The sequence below is a fragment of the Paraburkholderia fungorum genome, assembly GCF_046027605.1.
GTDB classification, from domain to species: domain Bacteria; phylum Pseudomonadota; class Gammaproteobacteria; order Burkholderiales; family Burkholderiaceae; genus Paraburkholderia; species Paraburkholderia fungorum_F.
The window spans coordinates 194,266-208,187 of the sequence record NZ_JAQQEF010000011.1; the positions used below are offsets into that span (position 1 = coordinate 194,266).

The following is a 13,922-nucleotide window of genomic DNA, read 5'->3' on the forward strand; positions in this document are numbered from 1 at the left end:
GCTAAACACCTGCGGTACCGGGTTGGGGCGCCTTGAATGTCCGTACCCGTGCACCCGGCTTGAAATCGAGCGCGACGCGCAAGCCGGGGCGCAAACTGGCACCCTCGGCGCGCGGCACGGAAATCTTCACGGCGGGTCCGGCATCGGTCTGCAGATCGACCATTAGCGTGGGACCGATCGGCATCGCCAGTTGCACGGTAGCCAGCAACTGAGGCGCGCTGGCACCGGGCTGCGGCAACTGCCATGCCCATTGCTCGGGGCGAACCGCCAGCAGCGCCGCACCGGCATCGCGGCACGGGCCGGGGTGAGCCACGGCCAGCACGGCGCCATCGGCGAAGTTGGCGAGGCACTCGCTGCCGTGCACGCGCAAGGTGACCGGCAGCAGATTCGCCGTGCCGACGAAGGTGGCGACGAAGGGAGTGGCCGGCTGATCGTAGATCGCGACCGCCGAGTCGTATTGTTCGAGCCGCCCGCGATTGAGCACGGCGACCCGGTCGGCCATGCTCATGGCCTCTTCCTGATCGTGCGTCACCATCACGGTCGTGATATTCAGTTCGCGCTGGAGACGGCGGATTTCGATTTGCATATCGAGCCGCAGGTTTTTGTCGAGTGCCGCGAAAGGCTCGTCCAGCAGCAGGATGCGCGGCTCGACGGCAAGCGTGCGGGCCAGTGCCACGCGTTGTTGCTGACCGCCCGACAACTCGCGCGGATAGCGCTTCGCAAATGCTTGCATGCGTACCATTTCAAGCATCTGCATGGCCTTGTGAGCAGCATCACGACGCGCGGCGCCGTTGGCTTCCAGGCCGTAGGCGACGTTGGCGGCGACCGTCATGTGCGGAAACAGCGCATAGTTCTGGAAGACGATGCCCACGCCGCGTTGGCGCGGCGCGAGGCCGTCCACGCATTGGCCGCCGACACTTACTTCGCCCTCGGACTGCACCTGCAGACCGGCGAGGATGCGCAACAGGGTGCTCTTGCCACAGCCCGATGGGCCGAGCAATGCAACCAGCTCGCCTGGGGCAATTTCAAGCGTGACGTCTTCGATCACCGGCACGGCGCCGAAACGATGCCGGATGCCGCGCATCTGCACGGCGGCACCAGTTTGCGAGGCGCGTGCTTGCGAGGCCGCAAGGCCGGCGCTCGCGGCGCCGTGCTTCGACTGCGAATCGATCCTGTGCGCGGTGCTCATGCGCTAGCCCTCTTCCATAGTTGCGTGGCAGCGTGCTTTCCAGCCGCAATGACGGCATCGGCGTCGCAACGGGTGGGGATGCCGCCGTCCACTACGATCTCCCCGTCCACGATGACCATCTCGACATCACGCCCAAGTCCCGTGTGCACCAGCGTGCCCAACGGATTGGGGTGCGGAGTCAGATGCGCGCGCTGGAAATCGAAGATGGCGAGGTCGGCGAGCCAGCCTGTCTTGAGGCAGCCGAGTTCGTCGCCGAGGCCCATGGCGTGCGCGCCGTTGTGCGTCGCCATGGTGAGCGCATCGGCGGGTTGCCAGTCCGCGGCGACTTCGCCCAACTGGATGCGCGCGATGGCCAGCGCCCAGCGCATGACCTCGGTCATATCGGCGTGCATGTTGTCGGTGCCCAATGCAATGCGCGCGCCGGCGGCGCGCAGACGTGGCGTAGGCGCCATCGTGCCGCCGGTCGCGTTGCCCTTGGGGATGTGCGCCACCGTGATGCCGGCCCGGCCGACGCGTGCGATGTCGTCGTCGTCCAGATACAGGCAGTGCGCCGCCACAAGCCGTTCGGTGAGCAGCCCGACGTCGTCCAGCAACTGCGCGGGACTCTTGCCTGAACGTTTCTTTACGACGCTGACCTCGGTGCGGCTTTGCGCGAGGTGCGTCGTCACGCCGAGGTCATGCGTGCGTGCCGCCTCGGCGATCAGACGCAGAAAGTCGTCGGAGCAGGTATCAGGCGCATGAACCGCTAGTTGGACGCCCGTGCGTCCGTTGTGCTTGCGATTCCAGCGGCCGGCCAGCGTCAGTGCGTCGTTGAGCGTGCGCTCGCCGGTCGCGGTATGGTATTCCCAGCGTCCGTCCGCGACGCCGGAGAAGTCGACGTCGTGCAGGCGGCCGCATGAATACACTCGCAGGCCGAGCTCGGCCATGGCCTCCATGGTCAGATCGGCGTGGACGTAGCTGTCGTTGATCAGCGTCGAGCCGAACAGCATGGCTTCGAGCGCGCCGAGACGCGCCAGCGCGATCGCTTCGTCCGGACGCACGTCATGGCCGTGGGGAATCCCCGGCGTGTAGGCGGGCGCGAAGCCCAGGTCTTCGGCGACGCCGCGCACCATGGTCAGAATGGCGTGGGTATGGACGTTCACGTAGCCGGGTACGATGACGCGTCCGGCAAGCCGGCGCGTGGTCCGCGCGCGTGTCTGTACCGGCAGATCCTGCGCCCGCCCGACAAAGGCGAGCCGGTTGCCGCGAATGCCGATCGCCGCGTCGTGCAACAGCGGTTGAGCCGGGTCCATCGTCACGACGGTGGCGCCCAGCAGCAACAGGTCAAGGTCAAACTCGATAGGTAAGGCAGTCATCAGCCAGGTGGTCCGCTTCAGGTCAGGTATGCAGGTGTTGCAGGAAACGCCGCGTGCGCTCTTCGCGCGGACGGCCGAAAACATCGCCGGGGGTGCCTTGTTCGACGATGGCGCCGGCGTCCATGAAGACCACCCGATGCGCGACGTTCCGCGCGAAGCTCATTTCGTGGGTCACGACCATCATCGTCATCCGCGCCGTGGCGAGATCGCGCATCACGTCGAGTACTTCGTTGACAAGTTCCGGGTCGAGCGCCGAGGTCGGTTCGTCGAACAGGATCATCTCCGGTTCCATCGCGAGCGCGCGGGCGATCGCGACGCGTTGCTGCTGGCCGCCGGAGAGTTGCGCCGGCCGTTTGCCGAGGTGTTGCGCGAGATGGACTTTTTCCAATGCCAACTGGGCCCGAGCGCGAGCCGCGTCGCGCGAAAGCCCCAATACGCGCTGAGGGCCGGCGGCGACGTTATCCAGGGCACTCAGATGCGCGAACAGGTTGAAGCGCTGAAACACGAAGCCTATGCGGCTGCGCTGTCGCGCCAGGTCGGCTTCGGGCAGCGTGCGGCCTTGCTCCGATAGCCCGATACGCTCGCCGCCAAGGCGGATCGTGCCGCCGTCCGGTCGCTCCAGGAAGTTCAGGCAGCGCAGAAGGGTCGTCTTACCCGAACCCGACGGCCCGATCAGCACGACGGTCTCGCCGTGTTCGACCTGCAGCGAGACGGAGGGCAGAATGACCTTGTCGCCGAAGCGCTTGTGCAGGCCTTCTATGGACAACAGCGATGCAGCTGCGCCTGCATGCACGCGCGCGGCGGCGTCCATCGCGGGGGCTGCGGGCACGTCAGGGACGGTAACGGTGGAAGACATGCTGGAACCCGGGCTCATGAAATCAATATTGCGGCAGTCGTCGCTCGAGGTAGCGCGACAGCCACGCCAGCGCCGAGATCAACGCGTAGTAGTAGAGGGCGATCAGCAGGAAAATCTCGAACGGCGAGAAATACGTCGCAATGATTTCCTGCCCGGCGTGCGTGAGTTCATACACGGAGATGGCGGACAGCAGCGCCGAGCCCTTGATCAGCGAGATCAGTTCGTTCGTGAGCGGCGGCAAGATGCGCCGCCAGGCTTGCGGAAAGAGCACGTGCAGAACGATCTGAGCGTGCCGCATGCCGATGGATTGCGCGGCCTCAGTCTGGCCGCGATCGACGGACTGCATGCTGGCACGCACGATCTCGCAGATGAAGCCGCCCGCATTCAGGCTCAGCGCGATGACGCCGGCCCAGTACTCGTCGAAATTGATGCCGATGACCGGCAGCGCAAAGTAGACGAGAAAGATCTGCACCAGCAGCGGTGTGCCGCGCACGAAATCGACATAGGCCAGCACGGCGATGCGGACCGCCCTGAAGCGGCTGAGTGCGCCAAAGCCCAATACGAAGCCGAGCACGATGCCAATCGCGATCGCCGCGAGGCAGACCTTGAGCGTAGCGAGCAGGCCGACCGCGAGGATCGGCAACGCCATGACGATAATGCTCCAGTCCATGGACGCCGCGCTCTCAGGAAAGCGCCGGAATCGCGTCCGGCAAGTTCATGTCGAAGCCAAACCACTTCTGCTGCAGCGTATGCAGCGTGCCGTCGCTTCTGAACTGACGCAACTGCTGATCGATGAAGCCGATCAACGCGGTGTCGTCGGTGCGCGCCGCGATGCCCGCCCAGTTGTCCGCGCCGATGCCCTTGACGATGGCGTATTTGCCGGGCGCATTCTTGAGGACGAGTGAAAGCGTCGGCAAGGTGTTGAGCACGCCATCCACCTTGCCCTCTGCCAGGGCAATGTAAGCGGCAGGATGGTCGTCGAAGGTTTTCACGTCCTTGAAGCCCGCTCCGCCCGCTGCTTTCAGTTGCGCGTCGAGTTTGGGCTCCAGTATCTGGCCCGGTGAACCGAGCTTGAGCCCCAGCACCTTGCCGTTCATGCCGGCAATGCCGGTGACGCTCTTCTGATCCGCCGCGCGAATCAGCAGCGCCTGCGAAGCTTCCACGTACGGCACCGAGAAGTCCACGTGCTTTTCGCGCTCGACCGTATAGCTCAGGCTGCTCATCACCAGATCGAACTTCTTCGTGTAGAGAGACGGAATCACGCCCGACCACACCGTGTCGATGAACTGCGCCTTGACGCCGAGATTGCGGCAAAACGCGTTGGCCAGGTCGACGTCGTAGCCGATCATGGTGCCGCTCGCGTCGCGATAGGTCAGCGGCGGATAAGTCGCTTCGCAGCCGATGCGCAGCACGCCCGCCTTCTTGATGCCATCAAGCGTGAGCCCGGCGGCCATCGCAAAACGGGGCAAACCGATCGACACCAGGGCTGCGCCCGCGCCGGCACGTTGAAGGAATTGGCGACGGGAAAATCGTTCGGACATCAGGCTCTCCATGGAAATCACAATACGTACGAGATAAAACAGCGTGTGAAGCCCGCCGCGTCGCTCATGCGACTTCCCGGAACAGGCTGCCCCAGCCGCTGACGCGCGAGGTGTCGATGCCGCTCATCCGCAACGCCTTCCAGACGACTGTCGAGATGGTGTCGTACACGGGGATGCCGAGTTCGGCCTCGAGTTCTTCAGCGAGCGGCGCGCCGCGCAAGTTGGTGCAGAAAATCGTAATGGCGTCGGGTTTGCTCTTTGCGACTTCGCGCGCCATCTCACGCAGCGTGTCCGCGCTGACTTCCGAAAACGAAAAATTGTCCTGCTTGTTCAAATGACGTTCGGCGACACACTCAAAGCCCGCGCCGCCATACGTTGAGACGACTTTTGCCTGCACGTCGTCACGATACGGCGTCACAAGGCCGAAACGACGCACGCCCGTCGCGGCGAAAATCTCGTTGAGCGCGAGCACCGAGGTGCAGGCGGCGATACCGGTGCGTTCGGTAATGCTGCGGCACAGGCGTTCGTCCGCCTCAAACCCGAGCCAGGCTGACGACGTGCCGTTCCAGCCGATTACGTCGAGCTTCGCGTCGGCAAGCAGTACTGCGGCGTTGAGAATTTCCTCGTCGTTGAACTGGGCCAGCGCCTGTTCGGACAACGCGATTTCGGTCACCCGGAAGCGGCCGAAATGCGCGCTGACGTCCGGCAGGCCGGCGAGCATGGCCGATGTGACGGGTTCGAGAACGGTGTTGGAAGACGGGGTCAACATGCCAATCAAAGTGCGTTGCGTCATGATTTCCATATCAGGGGGTAGCTTCCGGCAGGCTGCGCCGGAAAGAGAGGCTTGATCGACGCTACTAACGCAAACTTTGTGCCAACATAATTTGAATGGTTTGTACGCAATACAATTATTATTGTATGCAATCGTATGGGTGGGTTAGATCGCGTGTGGACCTGCTTCCAAGCGCCTTCGCTGGAGCGAACGTCTCTATTTCAAGCTATAAACTGACGAATGACGCGAGTGCATAAAGTGGTGCGTGGGCGCACCAAACACGAATCTTCGGCACCAAACGCGGGTATGGTGCAGGCAAGGAGGTATTTTGAAAGGGGGGCCTGTCGCCCCACATCGGGAGCAACGCTGTGAGGTCCTGTATACAAATGAGTTACAATTTCCTTCGCCCGAACGAGAAGTTGATACGAAGGTTCCAGCGAACTTCTGTGTGCAAAAACGCTTCAGATTGTTCTATCATCGATTCACTTCTCAGTTGCGAGAAACACTTTGAGCCGAGCCTTCTCCATGCCAGCCAGTAAAGTTGCCGCACCCAAGACGCCGTATACGAACGAGGAAATTTACGGCCGTATTCAGAAGGCGGTGCTCGAGCATCGCCTTGCACCCGGCACAAAATTGATCGAAGAGCGGCTCGCGGAAGCCTCGGGTGTGAGCCGGACGAAAATCCGCGAAGTGCTCAACAAGCTTGCCCACGAGGGGGTGGTCGAGTTGGTGCCGAATCGCGGCGCCTTTATCGCCAGCCCGAGCGTCCAGCAGGCGCGAGACGTATTTGTTACGCGGCGTATGATCGAGCCGGAAATGGCCAGGCTGCTGAGCCGTACCGCGTCATCGGCGCAAGTGCGCGCGTTACGCAAGCACGTGCGGCAGGAGAGCGATGCGCGCAAACAGAATGATCGGCCCACCATCATCCGCTTGTCGGGTGAGTTCCATGTGCTGATCGCGGAGATGATCGGCAACGAGATTCTCTTACGGATGATGCGCGAACTCGCACCGTTGACGTGCCTCGTCATCACGCTTTACGACAAACCGAATGCGCCTGCGTGCCCGCATCACGAGCATAGCGATCTGATCGATGCAATCGAAGCGCACGACGGCGCCAAGGCGGCGGCCTGCATGCTGGAACATCTGGAGCATATCGAGGCGACGTTGAACTTCGATGAGGTGAAGGACGCCTCGTCGGATATCGAAGCGATCTTCTCCTGATCATCGCCCATCTTTACTGCGTTGCATCCGCCTCACGCAATGCATCCTCCACGCCTGCGGCGTGGTTAGCTGACGTTCACCCGCACGCGCCAACCTCGCCACACGCGGTACAGAAGTCGCAGCCATCCTTGCGGATCACCGCATTCGCGCCGCACGAGCCGCACTTGCGTCCAAGCATGGTATGCAGTCCTTGCGCACCGCCGGGTTGTAGCAGGGCGGCATCGTCAGTCGAGCCGGTGCCGCCAGGAGGCGGCCGGATGCCGAAATCCGCCGGCAATGCCGTTTCGGCTCTCATCTGCCCGCGCGGCAAACGCGCCAGCATGCGCGACGGCACCTGGTTGCCTTCGGCATCGAGAAAACCGCGCCGATGCAGAATCTGCTGGATCGCAAACGCGAGCGCCGCCACTTCGGAGTCATGCCAGCGCGGGGTGCGATGACCGTCAAGACGCTGCACTTCGCCGAGCCGCACCTGCCCACGATCCCACGACACCTTGCGCATGTCCTGCAAGTTACGCGCGACAAAACCGCCGCGTGCCGCAAGCGACAGCGAACGCATCGTCGCCGTGATCCATTGCTGCGACTCGTCGCGCTGACCGGTCGGAATGAAGAACTCGATGGGGCGTTCGATCGTGACGTCTTCACCGCCAAGCCGTCCCGTCACTTCGATAAACGACACTGCCACGTAAAGCGACTTCTTGCCGGCTTGCGTCAGATACTCGACCTTTTCGATGATCGCCGGCAGTTCTCCCTTGGGCCGATGATCGATCGCGATCCGCAGCGGATCCTGATCGGTCTCGGCCAGCGTGTCATCCGCTTGCGGCGGGCTCACGCTCAGCACCGCGCCGAGCGTTTCGTTCGGACGGTAGGTGGCGAGACCCTTGAGCCCGTTTTTCCACGCGTCGAAGTAGAGGCTTTCGAATGCTTCGAACGGATAGTCCGCCGGCACGTTCACCGTCTTCGAGATCGACGTGTCGACGTAAGGCTGCACGGCCGCCATCATGTCGAGGTGGTCGCGTGCCGACATTTCGAGTGCGCTGACGAAGTAGTCAGGCAGGTTTTTCACATCGCCGCCGAGCTCGCGATAAAGACGATACGCGTAGTCTTCGACATCGAACGATTCGCGGCCGCCGTCGGCCATCACCTTCTTGCGCGTGTAGGTCCATGAGAAAGCCGGCTCGATGCCGTTCGACGCGTTGTCGGCGAACGCGAGGCTGACGGTGCCGGTCGGCGCGATCGACAGCAAATGGCTGTTGCGGATGCCGTCGCTGCGGATTGCCTCCTTGATGTCGTCGGGCAGGCGCGAAGCGAACGTACCCGCTTCGAGATAACGCGCGGCGTCGAACAACTCAAACGCGCCGCGCTCGCGCGCCAGTTCCACCGATGCCCGATAGGCTTCGTCGCGCATCAGCCGGGCAATGCGTACCGCGAAGTCACGGCCTTGCTGCGAGTTGTAGCGCAGGCCGAGCATCACCAGCGCATCGCCGAGCCCAGTGAAACCCACGCCGATGCGGCGCTTGGCTCGCGACTCGTCATATTGCTGCTGCAGCGGCCAGAGCGTCACGTCGAGCACGTCGTCGAGAAAACGCACCTGGGTGCGGGTGCGTTTGGCGAGACCGTCCCAGTCGAACGAAGGCTTGCGGCCTTTCATTTGCGCGAACGGATCGAGCACGAAACGCGTGAGGTTCAACGGTCCGAGGTTGCAGCAGCCGTAGGCCGGCAGCGGTTGTTCACCGCACGGATTGGTAGCGCGGATGGTTTCGACCGCACGTAGATTGTTGTCCTCATTCATGCGCGAGATGAACACGATGCCGGGCTCGGCGACGTCATAGGTGGAGCGCATGATGCGATCCCAGATCTCGCGGGCGGGCCGTTCGCTATAGACCCACAGGCCGTCGTCGCGCTGCCGCACGTCGCCCGCCGCGCGCAATGCCGGCGACGGCTCGGCGCGATGCACGAGTTGCCACGGCTGATCTTCTTCGACGGCACGCATGAATTCGTCGGTCACGCCCACCGACACGTTGAAGTTGTTCCAGCGGCCCTTTGAATGTTTGGCCTCGATGAACTCGATCAGATCGGGGTGATTGCAGTCGAGCACGGCCATTTGCGCGCCGCGCCGCGAGCCGGCACTTTCGACGGTCCGGCACGAGGCGTCGAATACGTCCATATAACTGCACGGTCCGGACGCCGATGAACTGGTGGTATGAACGCGCGCGCCCTTGGGCCGGATCGCGGAGAAGTTGTAGCCGACGCCACCGCCGCGGCGCATGGTTTCGGCGGCCTGCAGCAACGCCACGTAAATGCCGGGAAGGCCCTGTTCGTCGACCCCTTGGATCGCGTCGCCGACCGGTTGCACGAAGCAGTTGATGAGCGTGGCGGCGATACCTGTGCCTGCCGCGCTCATGATGCGCCCGGCGCCCAGTGCGCCATGCCGGAGATTGTCGACAAAGCGCGCTTCCACCGACTCGCGCAGCGCTTCAGGTTCCGCCTGGGCGACGCCACGCGCGACGCGTTTGAACACGTCGTCGGCGGTTTGCTCGTCGCCTTTCGCGTATTTCTCGAGCAGAACGTCCAGCGAGAATTGTTGCGGTGCAACTAACTGGACGGAGGGAACCGCTGCGGCGCGGGTTTCGTGAGTGTCTTCTGCCATGGGTGTCGCCTCTCGTTTGCCGCGAGACGGGCTGCGGCGCGTTCGAATGGGATGCGGGGCATTCATTTGACGGTGCGCGTGTGGCAGGCATGGTGACCTGGCGCAACGTGGACCACCATAGCGCACGTGGCGAAGCGCTGCAATCGGGCGTTGGGGGATGAGGCCGTGGATTGGCCGTCCGCCAGTTGCAGTGGCCTTTCGCGCTACCTTTCTAAGGCGGCGAGGTGGAGTAAGGCGCCGGGCGCGTGACGCATCGGCTGAGAAAGGAGAGCGGCGGCAAGTCCGCGCAAACAGATCACAAGGGACGCCAGCAACGGCAGAACCCGTAACCGCACGGCAGCGAAGTGCCGTGCATACAAAAATCTTACGCTTCAGCGAGCTCGCATAGAACTTCAGCGCAAATCATCGCGGACGCGTTAGAAGGCGCTGGCCGTTCTGCCGGTTTGAACACCGCATCGCCGCGGCGAATCTTGCGCCGCGTGACAGCACAGGTGCCTGAGGTATGCGCCGAGCGCCGCCGCCAACGCTGCTCGCCATAGTGGCAACGCCCCGGTTCGACCCAGCGGATCACCAGTGTCGTGTCGGAGCGCTCGAGAATTTCGATGCGTACGCCATTGGTACCGTCTAGGGGGATGGACTCTAAGGTCATCATCGTCGGCTCCGTATTGTGGAGTGCCGAATGTAGTCCCGTGCGCGCTGGATAGCCATTGTGCAGCGGTTGAAACACTGTTCTCCAAACAGCAACAATGAAACTTGACATCCTCGCTTACCCGAAACGACGGGGCTTTGCGGGCCATATGCAAGGCGAGTTTACGATAGGGTGGATTTTTGCAACGCAGTGTTGTGCTCAGTGCGACGAGAATGCCGCCTGTAGAGGGCGCCGGTGCTTCCTTTAAGATGTGGTTATTGATGAGCGACCGTGCGATGCAAGTGTAGCGGCTTTGCATTTTTCTGGCCGGCACGCGCGCATATCCACACGACCCTAAGAGCCCACATGATTTCACGCCCCCCGGTAGCGCCCCCCGAATCACCGTCTCCGCCTGATCGCCTGAAGAAGCAGAAAACGGCCTTGCTCGTGCTGTACATCGCACTCGTGTTGCTGGCACTGTGGGTCGTGCGCGATTTCATTGCGGTGGCGGCCTGGGCCGGCGTCATTGCGATTGCGCTGTGGCCGCTTTTAAGAAAGTTGGAGGGCAACCGCTGGTTCACGGGCCGCACGACGCTGGTCGCCGCGGTGCTGACACTCGTGATCGCATTGCTGGTGGTGCTGCCAATCGGTATCGGCATTACCGAGGCGCTGCGCGAAGCGCATGATATGAACGAGTGGTTCAAGGCCGCCCAAGAAAACGGCATTCCGATGCCGGACATCATCGAGCGTTTGCCGGTTGGCGCGCAACAGATTTCGAGCTGGTGGCAGGCCAATCTGGCGCAGCCGCTGCGCGATTCGGCAGCCATGAAGGGCTTGCACAGCACGACCGTGATGACACTCGGCCGCCACTTCGGCGCGCGGGCTGTGCGCGCTGTGATGGTGTTCGCCTTCATGCTGGTCACGCTGTTCGTGATCTTTCAGGCCGGACCGCGTTTGTCCGGCTCGTTGATGAGAGGCGTGCGGCGCGCCTTCGGCGACGACGGCGCGCACCTGCTCGGGCGCATGGCCGCGGCGGTGCGCGGCACAGTGTCGGGGCTGGTGGTGGTCGGGCTCGGCGAGGGCGTGCTGATGGGTGTCGCCTATTTCGTGACCGGCTTGCCGCACGTCGCGCTGCTCGCGTTCATCACGGCGATCGCCGCGATGCTGCCGTTCTGCGCGCCGATCACGTTCGGCCTCGCGGCCTTATGGCTGTTCTCGCAAGGCGCGGTTGCCGCGGCCATCGGGCTGGCCGTGTTCGGCTCAGTCGTGGTGTTCGTCGCTGAACATTTCGTGCGGCCGGTGTTGATCGGTAACTCGACGCGTCTACCCTTCCTGCTCGTGCTTTTCGGCATTCTCGGCGGGGCCGAGACGTTCGGTTTGCTGGGCCTTTTCATCGGCCCCGCGCTCATGACCGTGCTGATGGTGCTGTGGACCGATCTGGTGCAATAGTTGCACGTTGCCCGGCGGTCCGAATCGCGCGTGATCTGGCAATTCGAGCCGCACCTGAACGAGCCTCACCTGAATTGTCGGCACGCGCGTTGCCGGCACGCTCCGTCCTGCGGATCCGGTGGTTTACTTTTCCTGATCGCGCGCGGGCTGTTTGACGCAACCCAACGTATATTTCAACGCGGCGGGCAGCAGCGCGCTCCAGACGTCCCAGGTATGGCCGCCGTCGATAATGCGCAGCGCCGCCGGATTCCCCGCCAGCCGAAGATGCGTATAAAGCGACGACGCATCAGCCTGGATCGCTAGATCGTCGTCGCCGGCGGCGATGAACATCGGCAGGCGGTATGGCCGGCTGATGTAGCGTTCCCATTGCGCCGGATAGTTAAGCGAATGCCAGACGTGCGGGTCGAACTGCCGCTCGCCGAACACGCCAACGCGCCGCGCCGCCGAAGCGAGCGGCGGTTCATTCGGGTAGATCGCGGGGCTTAGCAGCAGCGCGCCGCAAAACAGTTCCGGTTGCGTCATGGCGTAGCGCAACGCGCCGAAGCCGCCCATCGACACGCCGCCGATCATCCGCCCGCCACGTTGCGTCGCGACCGCATAGCGCGTTTCGATCTCGGGCATCAGATCGTGGAAGAACGCCGTCTCCATCTTCTCCTTGCGATCGACGTACCAGTCGGTACCGCCTTGCGGCATCACGATCGCGACCGGCGGCATCTCCTTGCGTTCGATCAGCTCGTCGGCGGTGGTTTGCAGATGGCCCTGCGTGAGCCAGTCGTTGGCGTCGCCGTTATTGCCGTGCAGGAGATAGAGCACTGGAATGCGTGCGGCGTCGTGGTGATAGCCGGTGGGCAGATAGATCGTGTAGGCCCAGTCGCGGCCGAGCGCCTCGGAGTGGAAGCTTCGGCTAATGACGGTGCTGGCGCTCGCCGGCGCGCCGACAGCAGCGCACAGCGCGAGGAGTACGGAATGTAGGAATAGACGCATGTCAGTGTAAGAGGCCGCCGCGCAGCTCGCGCGCGGCCGTCATGCTATCAGTATCGACGGTGGAAATCGGCAAGCGGCAGTGAGTCAAGCGGCAAAAATCCGCACTTGTGTCCGCAGGCTGCTCGCTGACTCAGGGCGCCGTTCCGAGCCGCAAGCTCCAAAGGCGCGTCAAGAACCGCTTGAGCGGCTCCGACGCTCTCGCGACGGCGAACAGCGCGCCGACCGCAAATGCATCCGCCACCAGCCCCAGGGGATAGTTCAGATAGCCGTCGGTCGCGTCATACAGCACCGAATCGATGACCAGCGAAATCACGGCGCCGGCGATAAAGCACAGCAGCCCCTGCCGGCCGATCATGCCGATCCACGGCATCCATTGAGCGAGCTTTCTTGCCCAGCCCAGCTGGATCAGGTTCGCGACGAGCCACGCAATCGCGAGAAAATTGACTGCGCGCAGGTACGAGAGGTTTTGCTTGAGGCTGCCATCGAGCGGCTCGCGTTCGATAAACAGCTTGTAATAGGCCGCGGCCGCCACCACGGCGAACGCCAGCACGGTGATCAGCCAGCCGAGACGGTGCGCGCTGAGCCGCTGATAAACCGGCTGGCAACGTGCCAGCACGCCGAGCACGAACAGCAGCTGCCAGGCAAACGGGTTGAAATCCCAGTGCATGTCCGGCGCGGCGGGCAGGTAGGCGTCGATAGCCGGTGCGCCCGCCCACAGCGCGACGCTGCCGGCCAGCAGCAGCCACGGCTTGCTGCGCGCGAGCGGCAGGATCATCGGCACGAGCAGCGCGAAGAACGCATACATCGGCAACACCGAAGCGAGATACGGCTGACGCCGGAATAGCAGGATGTCGCGCAGGGCGGCGACGGGGGCGGCCATCAGATCGTCGAGATCGGCGGTGGCGAGATTGGGGCCGTTGATACTGAACGCTGTCAGCACGGCGCTCACCAGCAGCATCAAACCGGCGGTGATGAGAAAGGCCCGATAGATTTCGAGCGAGCGCCGCAAGAAGCGGCTGCGCGCGCTCGCCTCGTTACGCCGTTCGGCAAGCGCCGCGTAGGCCGTGGCGGTGGCGAAGCCGCCGAGGAAGACGAAGACTTCGGCCGCATCGCACAGTGCATAGGCATGCAGCGTGACGCGCGACAGAATGCTGCCGCCGATGTGATCGACGACGATGACCAGGAGGACCAGCCCGCGAAAAAAATCGAGCTCGATCAAGCGGGGTTGCGACTTTTTTTGCATTGTGTGGCGCCAAAAGCAGCCCCATGCGACGGCGCGC

General features: G+C 63.2%; 12 protein-coding genes. 2 read left to right on the plus strand and 10 right to left on the minus strand.

From position 1 onward, the window contains the following. Position 1: 1 nt before the first annotated feature. The 6 genes from PQR53_RS19965 to PQR53_RS19990 all read right to left on the minus strand — a co-directional run bounded on the left by PQR53_RS19965 (position 2) and on the right by PQR53_RS19990 (position 5,734). Positions 2 to 1,189: an ABC transporter ATP-binding protein gene (locus PQR53_RS19965; protein ID WP_408457364.1), complete on the minus strand. Its 1,188-nt coding sequence runs from the start codon at positions 1,187 to 1,189 to the stop codon at positions 2 to 4. Beyond that, complete coding sequence (locus PQR53_RS19970; RefSeq protein ID WP_408457366.1) at positions 1,186 to 2,544, minus strand: amidohydrolase family protein; 1,359 nt, start codon at positions 2,542 to 2,544, stop codon at positions 1,186 to 1,188. The genes PQR53_RS19965 and PQR53_RS19970 overlap by 4 nt, the downstream gene beginning before the upstream one ends. 22 nt (positions 2,545 to 2,566) lie before the next feature. Further along, on the minus strand, positions 2,567 to 3,400 hold the full coding sequence (locus tag PQR53_RS19975) for an amino acid ABC transporter ATP-binding protein (protein ID WP_408457368.1): 834 nt from the start codon (positions 3,398 to 3,400) through the stop codon (positions 2,567 to 2,569). Positions 3,401 to 3,422: 22 nt separating this feature from the next. Further along, the gene (locus PQR53_RS19980; protein ID WP_408428810.1) at positions 3,423 to 4,070 is read right to left on the minus strand and encodes an amino acid ABC transporter permease; all 648 of its coding nucleotides are present in this window, start codon (positions 4,068 to 4,070) and stop codon (positions 3,423 to 3,425) included. Between the two features lie 13 nt (positions 4,071 to 4,083). Continuing rightward, entirely contained in the window at positions 4,084 to 4,941 is an 858-nt protein-coding gene (locus PQR53_RS19985) for a transporter substrate-binding domain-containing protein (RefSeq protein ID WP_408457371.1), read from the minus strand. 64 nt (positions 4,942 to 5,005) lie between these two features. After that, positions 5,006 to 5,734 (minus strand): maleate cis-trans isomerase family protein, encoded by a 729-nt coding sequence (locus tag PQR53_RS19990; RefSeq protein ID WP_408457373.1) that lies wholly within the window; start codon positions 5,732 to 5,734, stop codon positions 5,006 to 5,008. Positions 5,735 to 6,238: 504 nt separating this feature from the next. Here PQR53_RS19990 and PQR53_RS19995 point away from each other — a divergent pair. Then, on the plus strand, positions 6,239 to 6,934 hold the full coding sequence (locus PQR53_RS19995) for a GntR family transcriptional regulator (protein ID WP_408457375.1): 696 nt from the start codon (positions 6,239 to 6,241) through the stop codon (positions 6,932 to 6,934). A 76-nt stretch (positions 6,935 to 7,010) separates the two neighbouring features. Here PQR53_RS19995 and PQR53_RS20000 read toward each other — a convergent pair whose 3' ends face one another. Both PQR53_RS20000 and PQR53_RS20005 read right to left on the minus strand, forming a co-directional pair. Then, complete coding sequence (locus tag PQR53_RS20000; RefSeq protein ID WP_408457377.1) at positions 7,011 to 9,581, minus strand: adenosylcobalamin-dependent ribonucleoside-diphosphate reductase; 2,571 nt, start codon at positions 9,579 to 9,581, stop codon at positions 7,011 to 7,013. 364 nt (positions 9,582 to 9,945) lie between these two features. Continuing rightward, on the minus strand, positions 9,946 to 10,230 hold the full coding sequence (locus tag PQR53_RS20005) for a DUF3331 domain-containing protein (protein WP_179741437.1): 285 nt from the start codon (positions 10,228 to 10,230) through the stop codon (positions 9,946 to 9,948). A 345-nt stretch (positions 10,231 to 10,575) separates the two neighbouring features. Between PQR53_RS20005 and PQR53_RS20010 the strand changes: the two genes are divergently transcribed. Further along, complete coding sequence (locus tag PQR53_RS20010) at positions 10,576 to 11,658, plus strand: AI-2E family transporter (protein WP_408457380.1); 1,083 nt, start codon at positions 10,576 to 10,578, stop codon at positions 11,656 to 11,658. Between the two features lie 123 nt (positions 11,659 to 11,781). On the opposite strand, the gene PQR53_RS20015 is transcribed toward PQR53_RS20010, so the two are convergent. After that, positions 11,782 to 12,642, minus strand: coding sequence for an alpha/beta hydrolase (locus PQR53_RS20015; protein ID WP_408457382.1), 861 nt, complete (start codon positions 12,640 to 12,642; stop codon positions 11,782 to 11,784). Between the two features lie 130 nt (positions 12,643 to 12,772). Further along, entirely contained in the window at positions 12,773 to 13,885 is a 1,113-nt protein-coding gene (locus PQR53_RS20020) for an OpgC domain-containing protein (protein ID WP_408457385.1), read from the minus strand. Positions 13,886 to 13,922: the final 37 nt, after the last annotated feature.

What these genes read in the sequence shown, in the direction of transcription:
- PQR53_RS19985 (WP_408457371.1), bottom strand. Translation starts at nt 4,941, where the DNA reads ATGTCCGAACGATTTTCCCGTCGCCAATTCCTTCAACGTGCCGGCGCG.
- PQR53_RS20005 (WP_179741437.1), bottom strand. Translation starts at nt 10,230, where the DNA reads ATGACCTTAGAGTCCATCCCCCTAGACGGTACCAATGGCGTACGCATC.
- PQR53_RS19980 (WP_408428810.1), bottom strand. Translation starts at nt 4,070, where the DNA reads ATGGACTGGAGCATTATCGTCATGGCGTTGCCGATCCTCGCGGTCGGC.
- PQR53_RS19975 (WP_408457368.1), bottom strand. Translation starts at nt 3,400, where the DNA reads ATGTCTTCCACCGTTACCGTCCCTGACGTGCCCGCAGCCCCCGCGATG.
- PQR53_RS19995 (WP_408457375.1), top strand. Translation starts at nt 6,239, where the DNA reads ATGCCAGCCAGTAAAGTTGCCGCACCCAAGACGCCGTATACGAACGAG.
- PQR53_RS19970 (WP_408457366.1), bottom strand. Translation starts at nt 2,544, where the DNA reads ATGACTGCCTTACCTATCGAGTTTGACCTTGACCTGTTGCTGCTGGGC.
- PQR53_RS20010 (WP_408457380.1), top strand. Translation starts at nt 10,576, where the DNA reads ATGATTTCACGCCCCCCGGTAGCGCCCCCCGAATCACCGTCTCCGCCT.
- PQR53_RS20020 (WP_408457385.1), bottom strand. Translation starts at nt 13,885, where the DNA reads ATGCAAAAAAAGTCGCAACCCCGCTTGATCGAGCTCGATTTTTTTCGC.
- PQR53_RS19965 (WP_408457364.1), bottom strand. Translation starts at nt 1,189, where the DNA reads ATGAGCACCGCGCACAGGATCGATTCGCAGTCGAAGCACGGCGCCGCG.
- PQR53_RS20015 (WP_408457382.1), bottom strand. Translation starts at nt 12,642, where the DNA reads ATGCGTCTATTCCTACATTCCGTACTCCTCGCGCTGTGCGCTGCTGTC.
- PQR53_RS19990 (WP_408457373.1), bottom strand. Translation starts at nt 5,734, where the DNA reads ATGACGCAACGCACTTTGATTGGCATGTTGACCCCGTCTTCCAACACC.
- PQR53_RS20000 (WP_408457377.1), bottom strand. Translation starts at nt 9,581, where the DNA reads ATGGCAGAAGACACTCACGAAACCCGCGCCGCAGCGGTTCCCTCCGTC.